At 57.4% G+C, this 20138-nt stretch carries 19 protein-coding genes and 1 pseudogene; 9 read left to right on the top strand and 11 right to left on the bottom strand.

Annotation, left to right across the window (positions count from 1 at the left end; translation table 11 throughout):
• Positions 1-34: 34 nt before the first annotated feature.
• The 6 genes from AC2FLZ_RS06820 to AC2FLZ_RS06845 all read right to left on the bottom strand — a co-directional run bounded on the left by AC2FLZ_RS06820 (position 35) and on the right by AC2FLZ_RS06845 (position 6836).
• Positions 35-1771 carry a SulP family inorganic anion transporter gene (locus tag AC2FLZ_RS06820; protein WP_496881985.1) on the bottom strand — a complete coding sequence of 579 codons (1737 nt, stop codon included), beginning with the start codon at positions 1769-1771 and terminating at the stop codon, positions 35-37.
• Positions 1772-1906: 135 nt separating this feature from the next.
• On the bottom strand, positions 1907-3589 hold the full coding sequence (locus tag AC2FLZ_RS06825; RefSeq protein WP_496881986.1) for a bifunctional protein tyrosine phosphatase family protein/NAD(P)/FAD-dependent oxidoreductase: 1683 nt from the start codon (positions 3587-3589) through the stop codon (positions 1907-1909).
• 15 nt (positions 3590-3604) lie between these two features.
• On the bottom strand, positions 3605-4489 hold the full coding sequence (locus AC2FLZ_RS06830; RefSeq protein ID WP_496881992.1) for an MBL fold metallo-hydrolase: 885 nt from the start codon (positions 4487-4489) through the stop codon (positions 3605-3607).
• A 92-nt stretch (positions 4490-4581) separates the two neighbouring features.
• Positions 4582-5202, bottom strand: coding sequence for a hypothetical protein (locus AC2FLZ_RS06835; protein WP_496714581.1), 621 nt, complete (start codon positions 5200-5202; stop codon positions 4582-4584).
• A gap of 150 nt (positions 5203-5352) precedes the next feature.
• On the bottom strand, positions 5353-6018 hold the full coding sequence (locus AC2FLZ_RS06840; RefSeq protein WP_480516433.1) for a Crp/Fnr family transcriptional regulator: 666 nt from the start codon (positions 6016-6018) through the stop codon (positions 5353-5355).
• 110 nt (positions 6019-6128) lie between these two features.
• A complete protein-coding gene (locus tag AC2FLZ_RS06845; protein ID WP_496881987.1) occupies positions 6129-6836 on the bottom strand; it encodes an IS6 family transposase in 708 nt (235 codons plus the stop codon).
• Positions 6837-6872: 36 nt separating this feature from the next.
• Between AC2FLZ_RS06845 and AC2FLZ_RS06850 the strand changes: the two are divergent.
• Both AC2FLZ_RS06850 and AC2FLZ_RS06855 read left to right on the top strand, forming a co-directional pair.
• Positions 6873-7103: pseudogene (locus AC2FLZ_RS06850) on the top strand (transposase); the annotation flags it as partial.
• Between the two features lie 186 nt (positions 7104-7289).
• Positions 7290-7709, top strand: a complete 420-nt coding sequence (locus tag AC2FLZ_RS06855) for a VOC family protein (protein WP_496881988.1) — start codon at positions 7290-7292, stop codon at positions 7707-7709.
• A gap of 16 nt (positions 7710-7725) precedes the next feature.
• Here AC2FLZ_RS06855 and AC2FLZ_RS06860 read toward each other — a convergent pair whose 3' ends face one another.
• The 3 genes from AC2FLZ_RS06860 to AC2FLZ_RS06870 form a co-directional block, all read right to left on the bottom strand.
• A complete protein-coding gene (locus AC2FLZ_RS06860) occupies positions 7726-7938 on the bottom strand; it encodes a tautomerase family protein (RefSeq protein ID WP_496881989.1) in 213 nt (70 codons plus the stop codon).
• Positions 7939-8181: 243 nt separating this feature from the next.
• Positions 8182-8856 (bottom strand): class I SAM-dependent methyltransferase, encoded by a 675-nt coding sequence (locus AC2FLZ_RS06865; protein ID WP_496881990.1) that lies wholly within the window; start codon positions 8854-8856, stop codon positions 8182-8184.
• 204 nt (positions 8857-9060) lie between these two features.
• Entirely contained in the window at positions 9061-9480 is a 420-nt protein-coding gene (locus AC2FLZ_RS06870; RefSeq protein WP_496881991.1) for a nuclear transport factor 2 family protein, read from the bottom strand.
• A gap of 461 nt (positions 9481-9941) precedes the next feature.
• Here AC2FLZ_RS06870 and AC2FLZ_RS06875 point away from each other — a divergent pair, with 461 nt between their 5' ends.
• Together AC2FLZ_RS06875 and AC2FLZ_RS06880 are read left to right on the top strand one after the other, a co-directional pair.
• Positions 9942-10820 (top strand): tyrosine-type recombinase/integrase, encoded by an 879-nt coding sequence (locus AC2FLZ_RS06875; RefSeq protein ID WP_480521402.1) that lies wholly within the window; start codon positions 9942-9944, stop codon positions 10818-10820.
• 12 nt (positions 10821-10832) lie between these two features.
• The gene (locus tag AC2FLZ_RS06880; protein WP_480521400.1) at positions 10833-12026 is read left to right on the top strand and encodes an IS91 family transposase; all 1194 of its coding nucleotides are present in this window, start codon (positions 10833-10835) and stop codon (positions 12024-12026) included.
• Positions 12027-12457: 431 nt separating this feature from the next.
• Here AC2FLZ_RS06880 and AC2FLZ_RS06885 read toward each other — a convergent pair whose 3' ends face one another.
• Entirely contained in the window at positions 12458-13090 is a 633-nt protein-coding gene (locus tag AC2FLZ_RS06885) for a TetR/AcrR family transcriptional regulator (protein ID WP_496809259.1), read from the bottom strand.
• 36 nt (positions 13091-13126) lie between these two features.
• Between AC2FLZ_RS06885 and AC2FLZ_RS06890 the strand changes: the two genes are divergently transcribed.
• Entirely contained in the window at positions 13127-13600 is a 474-nt protein-coding gene (locus tag AC2FLZ_RS06890; protein WP_480556043.1) for a cupin domain-containing protein, read from the top strand.
• 95 nt (positions 13601-13695) lie between these two features.
• Complete coding sequence (locus AC2FLZ_RS06895) at positions 13696-14526, top strand: class I SAM-dependent methyltransferase (protein WP_209598739.1); 831 nt, start codon at positions 13696-13698, stop codon at positions 14524-14526.
• 675 nt (positions 14527-15201) lie between these two features.
• Here the strand turns inward: AC2FLZ_RS06895 and AC2FLZ_RS06900 are convergent.
• Positions 15202-16089 carry a helix-turn-helix domain-containing protein gene (locus AC2FLZ_RS06900; protein WP_480556044.1) on the bottom strand — a complete coding sequence of 296 codons (888 nt, stop codon included), beginning with the start codon at positions 16087-16089 and terminating at the stop codon, positions 15202-15204.
• A 324-nt stretch (positions 16090-16413) separates the two neighbouring features.
• Between AC2FLZ_RS06900 and AC2FLZ_RS06905 the strand changes: the two genes are divergently transcribed.
• From AC2FLZ_RS06905 to AC2FLZ_RS06915, 3 genes are all read left to right on the top strand, one after another.
• Positions 16414-17847 carry an amidohydrolase family protein gene (locus AC2FLZ_RS06905; RefSeq protein ID WP_209503344.1) on the top strand — a complete coding sequence of 478 codons (1434 nt, stop codon included), beginning with the start codon at positions 16414-16416 and terminating at the stop codon, positions 17845-17847.
• Positions 17848-17952: 105 nt separating this feature from the next.
• Positions 17953-18720, top strand: coding sequence for a DUF3299 domain-containing protein (locus AC2FLZ_RS06910; RefSeq protein WP_496716320.1), 768 nt, complete (start codon positions 17953-17955; stop codon positions 18718-18720).
• A 206-nt stretch (positions 18721-18926) separates the two neighbouring features.
• Positions 18927-19895 (top strand): carbohydrate porin, encoded by a 969-nt coding sequence (locus AC2FLZ_RS06915; protein WP_480556046.1) that lies wholly within the window; start codon positions 18927-18929, stop codon positions 19893-19895.
• Positions 19896-20138: the final 243 nt, after the last annotated feature.

The following is a 20138-nucleotide window of genomic DNA, read 5'->3' on the forward strand; positions in this document are numbered from 1 at the left end:
TTCTCACGGGATTCTGGCCCTAATTCGGCTCTGGTTACTCTGCCGCTGATGTTACCCTCTCCGGTGCGGTCAGCCGCTGCCATGCGTCGTACTGGGCGAGAAAGATCTGCCCGTTGAGGTCGTCGAGGAAATGCGACTGTTTCAGGCGGTCCATGACGGGGCCTTTGACTTCGGACAAGTGCAGACCAACGCCCATGTCACGCAGGCGGTGGTTAATGGCCTCAAGGCTTTCGAGGGCTGAAAAGTCGACCTCGTTCACCGCCGAGAACATCAAAACCACGTTGCGGATTTCGCAGCCCTCGGTCACTCGCGCCTGGATCAGGTCTTCGAGGAAACGGGCGTTCACGAAATACAGGCTTTCATCCACCCGCAGCGTCACCAGTGACGGCTCGGTGTCGACTTTGTGGCGATTGATATTGCGGAAGTGCTGCGTGCCCGGCACAAGCCCGACCTCGGCCACATGCGGGCGCGAGGTTTTGTAGAGATGCAGAAGGATCGAAATCGCCACGCCGCTGGCCACACCGGTTTCGACCCCGGCCAGCAAAGTCAGAACGATGGTGGCGGCTACGGCGATAAAATCGGCGCGCGAATATCCCCAGGTCTTTTTCAGGATCGACATGTCCACAAGGCTCAACACCGCAACAATGATCGTCGCGGCCAGGGTGGCCTTGGGCAAAAAGTACACCAGCGGTGTCAGGAACAGCGCGGCAATCGCCAGACCACCAGCGGTATATATGCCTGCCGCCGGGGTTTCCGCCCCCGCATCGAAGTTCACGACCGAGCGTGAGAACCCGCCGGTGACCGGAAAGCCGCCGGTAAATGCCGCGGCCAGGTTGGCTGCGCCCAGACCGATCAACTCCTGATCGGGGTCCACGCGCTGGCGTTTCTTGGCAGCCAGCGTCTGCGCAACCGAGATGCTTTCGACAAAACCGATGATCGAGATCAGGATCGCTGGTACCAGCAATGCACCGATGAGGTCCGAGGACAGCCCCGGAAAAGTCAGCGGCGGAAGGTTCTGAGGCACGTCGCCGACGATCTTGACGCCCTGCGCATCCAGCCCGAACCCCCAGACGACAACTGTGGTCACCACCACGGCAGCAACTGGTCCGGCCTTGATCAGCACGTCAGCCAGCAGGGGTGTCACCCCCATGCGCCGCAACGCGGGTTTGAGGTTCTTGCGCACCCAAAACAGGAACGCAGTGGCCAGCACGCCGATGATTACCGTCAGCCAATTGGTCTGCCCAAGGTTTTCGAAGATTGAGCCCAGCATCCCTGGCAGGGTATGCCCATGGGCGCTGACACCCAGAATGTGCTTTAATTGGCTGGTCGCTATCAGGACACCCGACGCGGTAATGAAGCCTGCGATGACAGGATGGCTGAGGAAATTGGCCAGAAAGCCCAGTCGAAAAACGCCCAGCAGCACCAGAAACCCACCCGACAGGAAAGCCAGTGTCAGTGCCGCCACCATGTATCCGGCCGTGCCCTGCTCGGCCACCTGCCCCACGGCGCTGGCTGTCAGCAGCGACACAACCGCCACCGGCCCCACCGCCAACGCCCGGCTGGTGCCAAAAACTGCATAAAGGATGATCGGTAGAATCGAAGCATAGATCCCGGCCTCAGGCGGCAGCCCTGCCAGCAAGGCATAGGCCAAGGACTGTGGGATCAGCATGATCGTGACGATCACAGCCGCGATCAGATCATTCGACAGCGACGCCCGGCTATACTGGCGACCCCAGTCAAGAATAGGAAGGAAACGTAAAAGGCTCTGCATGGGTTCACGTCCTGAGAAAGCGGCGGCCAGAGCGCGGAAGGCTCTGACCGCCATACCGTGGCCCGTCGCACATTTGGTGAAGGCGGAACAGACCAGAACTTAAACCGGTTCTTCCGGTGTCAGTTTCGAGAGGTGTCAATCGGTCGCCACCTTCAGTGGTTCGGGCTTGGCCAACCACTCTTTGCCCTTCAGCATCGCGGTCCAGTAGATCGGCGGCAGTAGCTTCTCTTTCAGTAGCCACGCCAACCGGCTGGGTTTGGTTCCGTCGATCAGGATTTTCGGGAAGCTGGGTGTCATCACCCCACCATAAGCGAACTCGGCCAGAACGATCTTGCCACGCTCGACCGTCAACGGGCACGAGCCGTAGCCGTCATAGGCGGCAACCGGGCCGCGGCCCTGAATATCTGCCACGATATTATCGGACACGGTCGGTGCCTGTTTACGCGCCGCCGCTGCGGTTTTGGCGTTGGGCGCGTTCATCACGTCGCCCAGCGACCAGATATTGTCGAAACTCTTGTGGCGCAGTGTCGCCTGATCAACATCGACCCAGCCCGCAGCATCCGCCAGTGGTGACACGCGAATAAAGTCCGGCGCGACCTGTGGCGGGCAGACATGCATCATGTCAAACTCGACTGTGACCAACTCGGGCTCGGCGTCCGGCATTTCAACCTTAAAGGTCGCTTTTTTCGCCGCCCCATCTACCGACACCAGATTGTGAAAGAAATTCAGCGAGGCGTCGTATTTTCTGACGTATTCCATCAGCGCCGGGACATAGTCCTTGACCCCAAACAGCACACCGCCTGCGTTCATGAACTGGATGTCGATATCCTTCAGAACGCCGCGCCGGAACCACGCATCGCCCGACAGATATAGGGCTTTTTGTGGCGCACCCGCGCATTTGATCGGCATCGGCGGCTGCGTGAACAGCGCCCGGCCCTCCTTAAGCCCTTCGACAAGCTGCCAGGTGTAGGGCGCCAGGTCATAGCGGTAGTTCGAGGTCACCCCGTTGCGGCCCAAGGTTTCTTCCAGCCCTTCGACCGCGCTCCAGTCCAGCTTGAGCCCCGGAGACACGACAAGACGGTCGTATTTCACCACCCGACAGCCATCCAGAATAACGGCATTGTTCAGCGGCTCGAAGGCAGCAACTGCCGCCTTGATCCACTTCACCCCGCGCGGGATCAGGGATCCCATCGTCTTGGCGGTCTGTTCTGCTGAGAAGACACCCCCGCCCACCAAAGTCCAGCCGGGCTGATAATAATGCACGTCAGACGGATCAATGATGGCGATCGACAGGTCGGATTTGCGCGCGTGCAGGCTGGCCGCAGTGGCAATACCGCCTGCCCCACCGCCCACGATAACCACGTCGAAGGATGCGTCGCCCGTGTCGGTCGGCGTTTTCCCACCATTGGCAATGCGGCGGGCGACGCCGCTCATGTCATAACCGGCGACCTTGGTGGCTGACAGGATCTCGGATACCGGACGCTTGTGCGCCGCCTCGTTCAACGACCACAAAGTGGCCGAGCGCGTGCCGGTCCGGCAATAGGCCAGAACCGGACCCGGCAACTCGGTCAGCGCGCTGCCAAAGGCCTCGGCGTCCTCGTCCCTGACGATCCCGGTTTGCACTGGAACATAGCGCACCTCGAGACCCAGTTTTTCCGAAGCTACCTCGATCTCCTCGAAAGTCGGCTGATCGGCACCTTCGCCATCGGGACGGTTGCAAATGATGGCACGAAAGCCCGCGCCTTTTATCGCCTCGATGTCATTTGGCGTAATCTGCGGCGACACCGAAACTGCGCCTGATATCTTTCTGATGTCCATGGGTGCCTCTTGCGTTCAGAGCTTGTTGACTGGGACTTTGAGCATCTGGTTCCCGTCCTGGTCCGTTGGAATGCCGCCCGCCCGGATGTTGACCTGAATCGAGGGGACGATCAGTGTCGGCATTGCCAGTGTCGCGTCGCGCTCGGACCGCATTTTGATGAACTCGTCCCTTGTCTTGCCGCCGCCCACGTGAATGTTGTGGGCCTTCTCCTCGGCCACCGTGGTTTCCCACTGGATGTCACGCCCGTTGGGACCATAATCGTGACACATGAATAGCCGGGTTTCGTCCGGCAGGCTGAGCACCTTGTGAATCGAGTCATATAACGTCCCCGCGTCGCCCCCGGGGAAATCGGCCCGCGCCGAGCCACCGTCAGGCATGAACAACGTGTCGCCCACAAAGGCTGCATCCCCGACAACATACACCATGCAGGCGGGTGTGTGGCCCGGCGTATGCATGGTAAAGGCGGTCATGTTGCCGATCTTGTAGGTCATGCCATCGACGAACAGGGCGTCAAACTGGCTGCCGTCCCGCTGAAACTCGGTGCCTTCATTGAAGATCTTGCCAAACACGTCTTGCACGATCTTGATGTTTTCACCGATGCCGATCTTGCCGCCCAGCTTTTTCTGGATGTAAGGCGCGGCTGACAGGTGGTCGGCATGGGCGTGGGTCTCAATGATCCATTCCAGCTTGAGGCCCCTCTTCTCAACCTCGGCAATCAGCATGTCGGCATGGCCAAACGTAATGCGGCCAGCGGCATAATCGATATCCATGACACTGTCGATAATCGCACAGGCATTCGAGGTCGGGTCCGCAACAATATAACTGATCGTCGCCGTCGCCTCGTCGTAAAAACCCTGAACATCGGGCTTCACGCTCAGATCAACTGGGTAGCTTCCAATCGGCGTCGCTATCGCGTCGGCCATTTTCTGGTTGTGTATCTCGATTGACTTCTGATCATTCATGATCTTGCCTCCTAACTGGCGCGGATCCGTTACCCGTTTCCGCCGCGTGTCATCATCATTTCGTGGACGGCGTCCATGCCGCGATCCGCCATCGCGCTCACTTCGGCCGCATGGATATGCATGGCTTTGGCTATTTCCGGATCGTCAGATGTTTGCACCACTACGATCCCTTCAGAGGTCACTTCGATATCCGAGGTGATCTTGTCGCCATGTTGAAAAAATATGTCGAGGGTCGGGCTCTGAATGATGATCATCGGATCATCCTTGCGACTCACCCGATCGATCATCCCGGCAACATGGGAGACCAGAGCATCCATGACATCCGGGTCGGAAGATCTTGTGACAGTGCGAATACCGTTGGGAAGGTTTTCAACCTCGCGTGTGATCGTATCGAAATTGCGGAACATCACAGCCAGCTCGGCGCTTTCCTCGGGCGTCGCGTTCTCGCTCCTCAGCCCCGGCATGTTGACCTCGTCGTGGCCTTGCCCATCTGCACCGTGACGATGCTCTGCCCGTTCACCGGTCATTCCCTGGCGATGCCCGTGCCCGGACATCAGAAAGATGTAACTGCCAGCCGCGCCGACCAAAGCAGCAACAAGCAACGCAATGGCGATGCCGCCGAACGTCCGGGCGGGATTGCGGTCATTCATCTTTGTCTCCTCCGTTTCTGCCAACCCTCATCCGGCCTTCGCGTGAGACCTGCAATCACCATGGCGGCATGAAAAGTTGAGGAGTAAATATAACTTTGAAACCCCGACTTCAGTGACAAAGTCACGAAACCGGAAAATTTCCCGAAATGGTCAGGTGCTTTGAGCCAACTGTTCCAAAGCCGCCTTGTTGGTTATCGTAATGCGCCCCCGCGATTGGGTAATCATCTCGCGTTTTTGAAAGTCCTGCAAAATCCGCGATACGACTTCACGCGCGGTGCCCAGTTCGCTGGCGAGTTGCTGATGCGTCGCCTGAATGTCTTCCCGACCCCCGGACAGAACCAGAAGGCGTTCAGCAAGGCGAATATCCAAGTGCCCGAATGCCACGTCATCGACTACCCGCAACAGATCAATCAGCCGGCGCGAGTAGGCCTCGAACACAAACTCACGAAATGCGTCTTCTTCCGAGACCAGACGGTCAAAGGCATGTTTCGGCAAGATCACCGCCGTTACGTCGGTTTCGGCAATACCTTCAGCGTTATATGCTTCTTCTGCCAGCATGCAGGCCGTCGTCAGCACACAGCTTTCCCCCGCCTCGACCCGATAGAGCACGATCTCGCGGCCCGAATCCGAACTTTGAGAAACGCGGATCCGTCCGTCATACAAGAACAACAGGCTGTCGGGGACGTTGTCAGGGCCGAATACCTGAGCGCCTTTTGGGCACCGCACAATACGGGCCGCCGTACGTAACCTTTCACGCACAGCCTTCGGAAGGCGGCTTGTCCCGTGAAATCGCTCAGTCCAGTCCAAAATTGTCATCTTGCGTTGCGCATGGGTGCCACAATGCCCTCCTCAATCGGCGCGATACGGTTCAACGGTGCTGTCAGACGAATTCGAACCAGTCTCAGTTTGCCGCGGAAACCGCGAACCTATCCGGAACAAAGTTGACGCCACTCGGCGAGAGCGGCGGTGCGGGTCAGCTTGAAGGTGTCTCGACTGGCTAGCGATCTTTCCTGGTTGAAGTGATTGTAGACAGAGGAATGGACGGAGGCGAATTTCTGCAAACTTCGCATTCGCCTGAAACGCTGCATCGCGCGTTCGCGTCGTCGAAACGGCAGGTGCGAATTCTCGACGCGGTTGTTGAGCCACCTTCCCGTCTGTTGTTTTTCGAGCGCGCCCATTTCTCTGAGCGCAGCCATGTAGGAAGCGAAGCGATCTGTGACGATCTCTTCGGCGCAACCATGTCGCTTCATCAATTTCTTGAGGAATTTCAGCGCTGCAGCTTTGTTTCGGCGTTTGGTAACAACGGCTTCCAGCACCTCGCCTTCATGATCCACAGCCCGCCAAAGATAATGCCGCATGCCATTCACCTTCACGAAAACCTCGTCAACGTGCCACTTCGATTTTGAAAAGGCTCTGAGTTGCTGAACACGCTTTCTTCGGATCTCTGATGCAAACATAGGGCCAAACCTGTTCCACCAATATCGGACAGTTTCGTGGCTCACGTCGATGCCTCGCTCGTGTAACAGATCTTCGACATTTCGAAGCGAGAGCGGGAAACGGATATACAGCGTCACCGCAAGGCGGATTATCTCGGGGCTGGTTTTGAAGTATTTGAATGAGGCAGGTCTGGTCATGGGAAAAAGCTACGCAACCGCCCTGCCCGCCTCAAGCCAAGTTCTTCTGACAAAACCCGCAAAACGCCCCAATACAAAGTCTCGGCAAAGCTCCGAAAGAAGGTTGAGATGCTGTTTGCCCACCTCAAACGCATTCTCGGGCTGGGACGACTCCGATTACGTGGCCCTTGTGGTGCAACCGACGAATTCCTCCTCGCCGCCACCGCCCAGAACCTCCGAAAACTGGCCAAGATCTTTCCCACACCGCAGCAAACGAGCAAAGCCTGACAAGAAAGGCACTCGCGCTCAGTTCGGTACGCCTCTCTCTGCGCCAGCAACACGTTGTTTTTCAACAATATCGGCTCAGTTCGGACGTTCGCCCGAATGTCGCGAGCGACCGCAATGCGGACGAAACGGACATTTGGTGCCACATCTGCTATCATTCACATCCAAGACTTTGAGAAATGAGCTTTTATGCCCAGACTATTACTTCATCATGTCTCCTATCCCGTCAGGGATGTTGAAGTGTCAGCGTCCTTTTATGAAAGTCTTTTCAACCTGGAACGCCTTGATCGCCCGCCATTTTCGATACCCGGAGTCTGGTTGGCATGTGACGATCGCCAAATTCACCTGGTGCTGAACGAAGCCGGAACCTTTCGCACCAAGTCGTCACCTGACATTGCTGACGTTCACTTTGCATTCTGGACGGATAACTTTGAAGACATGGTCGAACGCTTGGAAGCGGCTGGATTTAGGGAGGACTTGCCAGAGGGTGACCGAAAAAGACTGATCATTCTGCGGGAAGGCCTCGCCGGGTTCCCGCAACTCTATCTGCTTGATCCCGATCTCAACACGATCGAGGTGAACGCAGCTCCAATGCCAGGTTACCCTTGAAGCTGAAAGGATGGTCCTAGGTCTTCGTGACGGTGTCTGTCCCGAGAAGCCACTGATCGAGCGGCACATCTTCGAAGATTATGTTGATGGCAGCAGGCTCCGCGCCGCAATGGCGCATCAAGGCCTCTGTTATCTCCTTCGCGACCGCACGTTTCTGTTCCTGGCTCCGCCCTTCGCCCAGGGCAACGCGCACTATCGGGCATGACAAATTCTCTTCTCCGATGGTCATCCGGCACAACAGGCCGGGCTGGGTTTTGCCGAGTTCCCAGTCCAGGATACCTCAGCATCTGACCTTTTGTCAGGCTTAGAAACTCTGTTCCTTCGCCACGCGGTCACAAGCTCATGGGACGTCGGATGGCGGACGTTCGAGACGAAACGGTCGTTCGCTGCTCGGTGGCACCCAGACATCGGTTGACTGACGCGCTGCGGAGGCGACGATTCAGGACTGGCATATCGCTGTGTAGGGGCATGCTCAGTCCGAAACCTCGAAATGGTACGCTGCACATGGCTGGTGCAAGACCTTTCTGCCGTCAGAGCTCTCAACGACACGGTCGTAGATCGTTTGCATCTCCGCGGCGACTTTCTCGTAGGCGGCTGAACGATCCGGATCGGGCCGAACGATCTTGTCCACGAAGAAATCGAACGTCGGATATTCCCGCGTCAGGACGTAGTCGTGCTTGTCCAACAGGCGGTATCTTAGATCCGTTTCGAGCCGGTTCAGCACGTCGTGGGACTTGGCGCGAACGTCCGTCTCGTCTTCCACCATCCGAACCACATCAAACATCGTGCCGTAGGGATAAGGCTCGACGACATGCAGTCGCCCCCCGGGTTCAAGTACCCGGCAAACCTCGTCAAAGGCTTGCGCGTGGAGATCGGCGGGCACATGGTGGAGCGAGAAAAACAGGCACGCCAATTGCTGCGAATTTGAGCCCAGGGGCAGTTCCTCTGCCGCGCCGAGCATCACGTTGATGTCTGGCGCCAGGTTCGATCGGGCATTTGAGACTTTCTCCGGATCGATTTCGATGGCTGTGACCTGTGCCCCCTCCGAGTGAAGCTGTTTCGAATAGACCCCATCACCCGCACCGATATCGACTACGGTCCGGTCCGCGAGCGGGCAAATGGACCTCAAATGAGTAATGTGCGCCATGTCACTGCCAGCAATCAATCGAGACGAACCGGGAAGAGGTTAGCACGAAGTGTCGGCGATGTCCGAGCGCTCTTGGCAGCCATTCGCTGCAGGGCCGCGTGGAAACCGCGTGCGAACGCTGCTTTGTGCCCGAAGTCGTCACTGGTTGAGCTTCGTCACTCAGGCGCTCCACGGGCAAACCCGCACGTCCCGCAGGAGCTGACGTCAACGCAGGTCATCGGGCACAGGATTATCTGGCCCTGCCTGATCCCACGCATGAGCCGCGATCGACCACCGGCCGTCTGACTTCACGAGAAGATAGCCGCTGATGTCAACGTTCTGTTCAGTGCCGTTTTCAGTCAGCTCTGACATGGCCAGCACCACGGCAATGTTCCCAAAGCGCATGATCTTCATGCCACGCGTATGTTCCTCGAAGCTGTGCAGGTTCTTTCGCGCGACATTCTCCATTCTGTCGATGAAAGCTTCGAGCGGTCGAACCTGCACGGGTCGGGCCGCACCGCATAGGATCGTCTCGGACAAGAAGTCTTCCCGAAACCTGTCCCAATCGGGCACGCTATCCTCGCCCCACCTCATCGGCTCGAAGTGATCGCCGATCAGCGTCCGAATTTCTGCTTCATCGTCCATCGCGTGCCCTCCCAAGTCTTGCATGCAGCCCCCATACCCCGAGGGCTGTGATCTTTACCCATCATCCTTCGGGTACCTCTCTCGCCAGGCAGAATACCATAATCTGGTTGGTCTCCCAATTTGCGGCAGGGCATTCAACGGACGATTGAACGACCGCCATGGGCTCTTCTGAGACATCTGAGCGGTTTGGTCAGATGTCCGCAAAGCCGCACTTAGAAGCCATTCGAGACGACGGGACCGCGTGGCGAAGTCCGCTTAAGGACCTGGACGACCGCTCCTGCAGGAACCGGCCATTCGCTGCTGCAGCTTCCGATGTCTCATAAGCGGGACAAGGACGAAGCCGCTCGCGCGGCATTGGAGCCTGTGGCAGGCGTTTTGCATTGATCTGACCCCTGTGCATTTGGGAATGGGCGCGGCTGTCTGACGATTGGGACCTCTCAATCGAAAGACAGGAGGTTCCCATGGCGGAGGAGAGAACAACGCCGCTGCGCGAGCGGATGATCGAGGACATGCGGATCAAGGGGCTGGGTGACAAGTCTCAGAAGTCGCACATCCGGGCGATCAAGGACTTCGCAGCGTTTCTGGGACGGTCGCCGGACACCGCGACGCCGGACGATCTGCGCGCCTACCAGCTTCACATGACCGACTGCGGTGTCACGCCGCCGACCTACAACGCCCGCATCATTGCGCTGAGGTTCTTCTTCGAGACGACCTGCGGGCGGGGCGAGATGAAGCGGCACATGCAGTTCCGCACCCAGCCGCGCAAGCTCCCCGTGGTGTTCAGCGCCGAGGAAGTAGCGGCACTGCTGCGGGTCGCGCCAGGACCGGGGCTGAAGTACCGGGCGGCGCTGAGCATCTCCTATGGTGCCGGGCTCAGGGCCTCGGAAGTCTGCAATCTCAAGGTCAGCGATATCGACAGCGACCGGATGCTGATTCATGTCGAACAGGGCAAGGGGCGGAAGGACCGGAAGGTCATGCTGTCGCCGGGATTGCTGAACCTGCTGCGCGAGTATTGGCGCGAGGCGCGGCCTGAGGGCTGGTTGTTTCCGGGCAAGCCCAAGATCAACCCCCTCTCGTCGCGCCAACTCCACCGCGCCTTCAGCTCGGCAAAGCACATCGCGGGGATCAAGAAGCCGGGCAGCACGCTGCACACGCTGCGGCATAGCTTCGCGACGCACCTTCTGGAGGCCGGTACGGATGTGCGGGTGATCCAGGTCCTGCTCGGGCATGCCAAACTCGAAACAACGGAGCGCTACACACATGTCGCCACGAAGCTGATCCGTGACACGGCGAGCCCCTACGAGACGCTGGCCAAGCTGCAGGATCGAAGCCGGGAGTAGCGGACCAGGGTGGTGCCCCGCCCGCGGCTTGAGATCGCTGACATCTTTCGCGCCCATGGTCCCGCATGGCGGCGGGCCAATGCCGGGCATGTCAGCCTCACCCAACTCAGGGTGATGTCGGCGATTGAAGCCTGCCGGACCGAGGCGCTCGGCGGGCATGTGGCAGCCTGCGCCAAATGCGGTCACCGGCATGTCGCGTACAATTCCTGCAAGAACCGGCACTGCCCGAAGTGCCAAGGGCCGGCCGCGCGCGACTGGATGGCAGCACGGGCCGATGACCTGCTGCCGGTGGAGTATTTCCATGTGGTCTTCACCCTGCCGGCGGAGATCGCACGGATCGCCTACTGGAACAAGACGGCGGTCTACGGCCTGCTGTTCCGAGCGTCAGCCGAGACCGTGACGACCATCGCCGCCGATCCCCGGCACCTTGGCGCCCGCGTGGGCATGACCTCTGTACTCCATACCTGGGGTTCGGCGCTGACCCACCACCCGCATGTCCACATGATCGTGCCCGGCGGCGGCCTGTCACCTGACGCTACACGCTGGATCGCCTGCCGCCCTGGTTTCCTTCTGCCCGTGCGCGTCCTGGCCCGGCTGTTCCGGCGCCTGTTCCTGGAAGGGCTGTCGGCGCTGCACAAGGCAGGGCAGCTTCAGTTCTTCGGTGATCTGAAAAGACTGGCCGATCCCGCGGCCTTCGCCGCCTGCCTCGCCCCGCTCCGCAAGACCAAATGGGTCGTCTACGCCAAACCGCCCTTCGGCGGGCCCGAGTCTGTCCTCGCCTATCTCAGCCGATACACCCACCGCGTTGCGATCTCGAACCACCGCCTTGTCAGCGCCGATGCCGAGACCGTTGCGTTCCGTTGGAAGGATTACCGTATCAAGCGCGGCGACCGGATGAAGGTGATGCGGCTCAAGACCGGCGAATTCATCCGCCGGTTCCTGCTGCACGTCCTGCCCGACGGCTTTCACCGTATCCGCCACTACGGCCTGCTGGCCGGCGCCACCCGCAAGACCACCATCGCCCGCATCCGCGACTTGCTTGTGCAGACACTGGCCGAACAGGAAACGCAGGAGACTGCTGAGACCGCTCCGCTCACCCTGCGCGAGCCGTGCCCCTGCTGCGGCGGCCCGATGCGCATCGTGGAAATTTTCCGGCGCGGGCAAAAACCGATGAGCCGTGCGCCACCCAGGGAGCAAGCCGCATGACGAAACGCCCGTCCATGCCGCGAAGACTACCCCGGTTCCAATTCGTTTTCCGGAACGCCCCCGGTACGCCCGGTCCTGTGGTTAGCCCGCAATCACCCGGTCAACGGCTCCGACGGCACCCGGAACGCGCGAACACAGCCCGCTGGATAACCGCCCCCAACCGGCGCTTCCTGCCTGGTCGGCGCTCAGAACCGGCTCCCGCAATCACCCGCAGCATACTTTCCCCATAGACGCCGCCCAGCCTCCCGCGGCTTCCTCCTTGTCAGGTTATTCAACGCGGGCCGGGTTACACACGAACGCCAACGATGCGCCGCGGCCCGCATCGAAAAACCTTCGACATAGCTGTCGTTCGCTGCATTGCAACACGTTTAGCTGAGCATCTGCACAGCTAAAAAGCGCCCATCTAACCGAAATTGCGTTGCTGGCGCGTTTCACACTTTCGGCAGGTACTGGTTAAGCAGAGCGTCCACGAGACCTTCTTGTAGCCGGTACCCCTTTTGCTGATCTACGCGCAGAATATCTTCCAATATCACAAACTGCTCTATGCCTGTTGTCATGGCCAAACGTAGTGTCAGATCTTCGTAATCGCTCAGTTTCATCGAGCTGCAAACGGGTTCAAGGGCCTCTCCAAATGCCGCGACCCTTCTCGCTCCACGCATTTTGACAGTGCCGTCTTGCAGTGATGCCTTCAGCGATTCAGCCAGAAACTGGCGAAAGAAAGCCTCATGTTTGCGGGAGAAATCCAGATAGTAGCGCGCAACCGCGTGCACACGGTTGCGTACATCCTCAAGTCCTTCCAGCAATTCTGCGGTCGGCATCACCTCTATGTCGAGGGTCGCGTCGAGGGCCAACACGCCGGGATCGGAAAAGTACCGGTATACCGTTGCCCGACCGGTTTTCGCGCGCTCTGCTACTTTGGCAAGCGTCACATTTTCCCCCTCTGACATAAGCTCACGTGCCGCCGCCAGCAACGCCTCTCTAGTCCTGTTCTTTTGATTGGTTCGAGGGGCCACACCGATGTTCCTTAATGATAAACTTGTCTCATGAGTGGATATGTGTATCATAAAGGTACATTCATCGAAGTAAAGGGAGTCGTTGAAATGACGCAATCTCGCCCTCGCACATATCACCTTCTAGGGAACCTTCTGAAATTCCACGCATTTCCAGCCGAAACCGGAGATCGCTGTACAATCGTTGAAATCAAGACCGCCCCGGGTGCCGGCGCGCCCCCCAATCATCACGCTGGCGAAGATGAGAGTTTCTATGTGCTCGAAGGCGAGTTTGAGTTTTTCCTAAACGGCGAGACAAAAAAGGTAAGCAGTGGCGATTTCGTGAAAGTCCCCGATGGCGCGGTGCACGCGTTTACTTGTATTGGGAAAACTCCAGGTCGCTTGCTATGCATCAACGCTCCGGGAGCTATGCATGATACATTCTTCACCGAAGCGGGCGAAGCAATGCCGGACGGCACAACGGATATTCCTGCACCCGATGGGCCACCCGACATTCCGGCGATCATGGCGGTGGCGGAAAAGGCCGGCATGACGATCCTGGCCCCTGAAGACGCACCCGCTTGAAGCAACCTAAGCCACGCGCTCAAGTCTGGGCGGTAAGCTGACATATTATCCCTGCTGATATATCCTGCCATCATCACTATTGGGGAGGCTATGTCATGACGAACCTGAAAGAGGTCGCCCAACACTATCATTCAGGACATCTGCTTAAACGCATCTCTGACGGCTGCGCGGCGCTGGATCTGACACCACCGATTGCGCACGACGCACTCGCTCCGGTGGACGAATTTCATATTGGTGGCCGTCGTGCAACTGAACCGTTTGTTAAGTCGCTACAGCTTTCCAAGGGTAGTCGCGTCCTGGACCTCGGCTGTGGTCTGGGAGGCCCAGCCCGCTTTGTCGCTGCAACGACAGGAGCTCATGTCACCGGCATCGACCTGACGCCCGAATTTGTAGAAACCGGGCGCGCTTTGACCGAGTGGACGGGATTGAATGACAAGATTGAATTGGTTGTAGGCAGCGTGCTCGAGTTGCCTTTTGAGGACGCATCAATGGACGCGGCCTACATGATCCACGTCGGCATGAATATCGCCGATAAAACTGGGATCGCGCGAGAAGCAGCGCGGGTTCTCAAGCCTGGCGGCATCTTTGCGATCTACGATGTGATGCAGGTCGGAAGCGGACAAATGGATTACCCGGCGCCTTGGGCATCATCTCGTGAACTAAGCGCGTTGGACCCGCCTGAAACCTATGAGGCGGCCTTAAAATCGGTGGGGTTTGAGGTTGGGGAACGCATTGACCGTACAGCGTTTGCTAAACAGTTCTTCGCTGATCTTGCTGCCGCACAAAGCCAGGCCGACGGTCCCCCGCCACTCGGTCTACATCTCATCATGGGCGATGACACCGCGCTGAAAGTACGTCACATGGTGCACAACATTGAGAGCGGTTTGATCGCACCGATTGAGTTGCACGCGCGGCTGCATAGCTAGCGGCGGCTCTCGAGCAGTTCGTGTCTTTTTGAAGTGGCCGCTTTGGCTCACTGCTGCCGTCGGATGCGGCGCGGCATCTCGTGTCGAAGCCCGCATGTATGCTTCAGGGATCGGCCCACTCCTGACGTTGCCGATGTCGCCAAGCGCTGCGGCGCAGCTTCACCAGACCGGATTTTCGCCGCACTGCCGAAATGCTGCCCCGCTCGAACTCACAGATCGCGGACTTTTCCGTCGTTGCCTGTCCGGGTGTTTGCTTGCGCACCATCTGCTCACAGGCGCGGCACGTCTATCATTGCGATGCAGCGCACTTCACCGAACCGGTCATTCGGATGCGGTATATCGGCTCAATCCGAAACCGATCCTTCGCTGCATCCCTTTTCGGCAATCAACACCGGGGCAAACAAGCCAATTGTTTGCGATAGACGAGTGGCTGCTTTTGTTTCCAATTACTCCCGTCGTCAGCACTAGCTGTGGAAACGCGTTGTATGTTTGATCAGCTTGAGAGCAGAAAAAACTCGCAAGTTATATTTTTCCTAAAAGCCAAATTGCAGTTCCAACATCGAGCATGCAGAGCCCACATTTGGTACAAACTCAATTGCTACATTCAGCCCAAAGAGTCTTAACTCATTGGCAACCAACGAAATTGCAGATCTTGCTTGCAGAGATGTTTTGAGTTTAGACGCCTCTCCTGAATTGAGATGGTGTCATTCCTGTGCTTCTGATGAAAGCTCGCGTGAAATGCGCCTGGTTGGAGTAACCCAAGGATTTCGATATCTCAAATATCGTTAACTCTGGCACCTTTAGCATGTTTATTGCGGCTTTTGTCCGTTCCCGGGACAGAATTTCAGAAAAGCTGGTCCCTTCATTTTGAAGATCGCGCTGCAGGTGACGGTCACTCAGGCCAAGCAACCGCGCAATGAATTGCAGAGACAAGCGAGAATCGTGGAGGTAGGTGCAGACCAGCGCGGCAATGGCGCGCGTCGTGGGAACCATCTGATCATGCGTGGCAGGATCGGGCAAAATGACGGCCTCTGAAACCATTTCCCCGCGTTCGATGTGGATTTCCGTGACCGGCTGAGCAAACCGAAGTCTTGCTTCCGCGGATTGGGCAAGCCATTCGAGGTCGAGGTGATGATCCGACTGTAGGTTCAGCCTCTTCGGAGCCCAGGACGGCCCCAGTGCACTCCGGACGGTTTCTAGCATGAGTTGAAGAACATAAAGTTCAACCTGCCGGACCTGCTCGCGATCGCCAACAATGGCGTTGCGGCCGAAAACCAGACCATTCCAGGCCGGGCGAACAAAGAAATCGGCTCTGCTGTATTCCAGCTTTGCCATATTGCAGAAGGTGGCCAAGCGATCGATAAGTGTTTTCTGATCATAAAGTTGCCGCAGGGTACCATGCATCTGCACGCTGGAAACGGATCCGGCATCAAAGCCGATGTCGAATTTTCCGGTACTCGTTGCGGCTTTGCTTGCGATTGTCCAGAGTTGGTGCTCCGCGATCATCAACTCCGGTTCTTGCATCATACGTTCGTCGATATCGACAGCTTGCAGGAGTTTCATTGGGTCACAGCCAGCGTCTTCGCAGGCAATTGCGAAGTTCAGCGCGTACCTAAGTTTTACGACTGCGACCAACACCTTCCACCATTATCGGAGCGCACACGACGCAGTATCGCAAGGCATTTACCATTTTGCGACCGCAAATTTACCATTTCATCCTAAAACCGGAATACTGTTAGGTGGCCTCTTTCGCACCTAGTACGCTTTTAGTGCGAGGAGCTAACATTGCCGCCTATGATTATTCTGTGCGCGAGGCACAAAAAAAGTAATCGATGATCGGCCGAGGCTCCCACATGCCGAAACAAGACCAGGGGAGTCCGACAAATCATGTCCAAGACAATAACCGCAACGGCGGTCGTTGCAGTGCTAGCGATCGCGTCACCTGCGGCTTCGCAGGATAATACGCCGCCGCCGATCCTGTTCACCAATGTCGATGTGTTCGACGGGTTCGGCCCGGATCTGATCGAGGATGCCAACGTGCTCGTCGAGGGCAACGTCATAACTCAGGTCTCCACCGATCCGATCGAGGTAGAGGGCGCCTTCGTCATCGAAGCAACTGGAAAAGTGATGACGCCCGGTCTGATCGATATGCACCAACACGTGATGCTCAACGCGCCCGAAGGCACAGCAGCCTATCAGACCCGCTGGGACGGCGCGGCTGGTGGAGCAATTGCCATCCAATACATGAACGATCACATGCTGATGAAGGGGATCACGACGGTTCGGGACATCGCCGGCGATCCGCTGGATGTCGCCAAGGCCATCGATATGGGCCTCATTCGCGGACCGCGGGTATATTCCTCCGGTGGCGCCATTGGCCAGACTGGCGGTCACAGTGACTGGGCGGGAAGGAACGTACCGCCCCACATACTCGAAAACGGTTTGGATATGGCGCAGGCGACCGGCAACACTTGGGTGGTCGACGGAGTGGATGATGTTACGCTTGCTGCGCGTCTAAACTTGCGCCGGGGAGCGGCTTTTCTCAAGGTCATGGGCGGCGGAGGAGTTGCAAGCGAGTTCGATCCGCTCGAGATTCTTGGGCTCGCCGAGGACGAGGTTGCCCGGGCAGTCGAAATCGCACGTGACAACGGCACTTATGTGGCCGTGCATGCGTACCACGACGAAAGCTACGAGAGGCACCTGAGGCTCGGTACCCGCTCTTTCGAACATGGCTTCCTGATCTCCGAGGACATGGTGAAGAAAATGGTCGCAAAATACAATGAAACCAAGGACATTGTCTGGAGCTTCCAGTGCTTTATGAGCGTCAAGTCCTTCGGTAGCTATGATTCCATGCCGGCATTCTTCACACATGAACAGAAGCTCAAGGGCGTAGCGGCCGGCGAAGGCGTGCGCCGGATGTCCAAGTGGATGAATGAGTACGGCATGTTCATTGTGGGGGGGTCGGACATGTTCAGCCCTGGACTGGTCGAGAAGATCAAGGAGGACATCACCTGCAACGTCGATGCGGGTTTCAGCCCTGCGCAGGCCTTGAAGCACTGGACCGGCAACGCGGGGATCGTGCTCAAGTGGTCTGGTCCAAAAGACCCCTATCCGACCTATAACTTGGGCCAGATCGCGCCTGACAGCTATGCCGACATCCTGATCTGGGACGGCAACCCGCTTGAGGACATCAACCTGATCCTGGATGAGAGCAAGCTGCAACTCGTGATGAAGGATGGCCGCGCCTACAAGAACACCATGGTCGATACCGACAGCATTATGTACCGACCGGCAGTTCGTGAACCAGCTGTTTATCCATAAACATTTGAATTGGGTGGTGTGATGTACACGAACACGCTGACCCGATGATCCTGCGGGGCGGTTTTCTACCTCGGCCGCCCCGCGAAACACTTTTTGGAGAAAGAGATGCATCGTTTGCTGACTATGAGCATTCTGACGCTGTTTGTTCCGCTCGCCGCGCCCGCTTCGGCTGAGCAGATCGCCTGGCAGGATCTGATCGATCCGTCGGCACAAACCTATGAGGATCCTTTTGAGGATTTGAACTATCAACAGATCGAATCCTTGCGGGCGATCGTACGAAACAGGGAGCTGCTGAACGACGCCACTCTCAGCGAGGCTCAGATGGCCGACGGTGCCGCAAAAATCAATGCGGCACTTGAGGAACTGTCTGAAGACGGGATTGATGCAGATTGGCTGATCGACCAACGCTGGACCGTCGCCGACCGGCGCAAGAAAGCAGCAACAGCGGCTAATCCGAACCTTGATGGTCAAATCGTTACATTGGCGGGTTACGCTATCCCAGCGCCTTTCGAAGCGGACGGGACCACTGTCGTCTACCTCGTTCCCATACGCGGCATGTGCAGCCATACCCCACCGCCAAACGCCAATCAGATGATCCGGGCGCGAGTTTTTGACGACTGGAGCCCCAGCACTATGCACGAACCGGTGCGGCTGACAGGCAAACTGTCAATTGAAGAAACAAATTACACTTTCCGCATCGTAGACGGCAATGTGCCAATGAGCTCCAGCTATGTTTTGGAGGTCTCGCAGACTGAAACGATGCGAGATCTGATGACCAGCACGCCAACAACAAATGATTGGGCGGCATCGATTGCTGATCGCATCCTTGCAGCGGGTCATCGCAAGACCGGCGGGGCAAAGGCGTCTGAATGATAAGACTTCTCGTTGTCACATTGAGTGTTGCGGTTGCTGGCGCTGCCTCGGCGCAAGGACTGTCTGGGCCTTCTTCGGTCGAGGCTGATCTACAGCCCGGAGATGGACTGACCGACCCACAGTACCGTTCCGATTTTCCACGCAACATCGCTCCGGGTTGGTTTCAGTGGAAAGACCGGCTGGCTGAGGGTGGGTTTCGGTTCAACGTGGATTACTTGGCATTGGGCCAAACCACGAATGCTGATTTGGGAACTGGTGAAGCCGCAAGTGGAATCGCTCGTTTCTACGGAAGTTGGCAGGCAACTGAACGGGGTTCCCTGACATTCAAGATTGAAAACCGGCACAGCTATACCGATGTTGCCCCACAGTTTCTCGGGCTGGATGGCGGAGCGCTTTCGATCACTGGGACGGCCTTCAACGATAATGGTTTGTTATTGACCAACCTGTTCTGGACCCAAAGGGCCGAGAACGGTTCGTGGACGCTGCAAGTCGGGCAGATTGATGTAACCGACTTTGTGGATATTTACGGGTTGGTAAGCCCCTACAGTGGTTTCCAAAACCTGTCCTTCAACACCAACCCGACGATTAACACGCCCAACCAAGGCATTGGCATTGCCGGTGGGGTAAAGCTGAGCGATAACCTTTACGCCGTCGCGAGCGTCTCAGACGCAAATGCCGACCCGTCTGATCCAAACTTTGATGTGTTCAGCGATGGTAATTTATTCAAATCACTCGAACTCGGCTACACTTCTGGCTTTGATCGCATCTACTTCGACAATATCCATCTGACCCTCTGGCATGCGGACGCGGCTGATGATGGTAGCCGTCCAGAAGATTACGGCGCCGCGTTTTCTGCTGCATGGTTTGTTGACAATAAGTGGATGCCATTCTTTCGGGCAGGGGCCTCAAAAGGGACAGCAGCACTCTATGATCGGTCCATTTCTGCCGGTGTCGGCTATTACGGTCGCAATACCGATTTGGCCGGGCTGGGTCTGAACTGGGCTGAGGCAAGAGGCATAGACGGCGATCAGTTCACGCTTGAAGCATTCTATCGCTTTTCAATCTCACCCGGGCTGCAGATCACGCCTTCGATACAATTCATCTCCAACCCGCTTCTGAACCCTGACCAGGATAGCATTACTCTGTTTGGTTTAAGAACCCGGATTGTTTTCTAGCACGGGGTGATCGCACTCGGAAAAGATTTGTGTCAAAGGGCGATTGAGGTAGAACAACAGGACTTTGCAAAGTCCGCTTTTTCTGCGCGTAGCAGTCAATCAGGCCATCTTCAGCAAATGACCGCAAAGAGCCGATATTGTTGAAAAACAACGTGTTGCTGGCGCAGAGAGAGGCGTACCGAACTGAGCGCGAGTGCCTTTCTTGTCAGGCTTTGCTCGTTTGCTGCGGTGCGGGAAAGATCT

The organism is Ruegeria sp. YKSF131 (assembly GCF_059612645.1).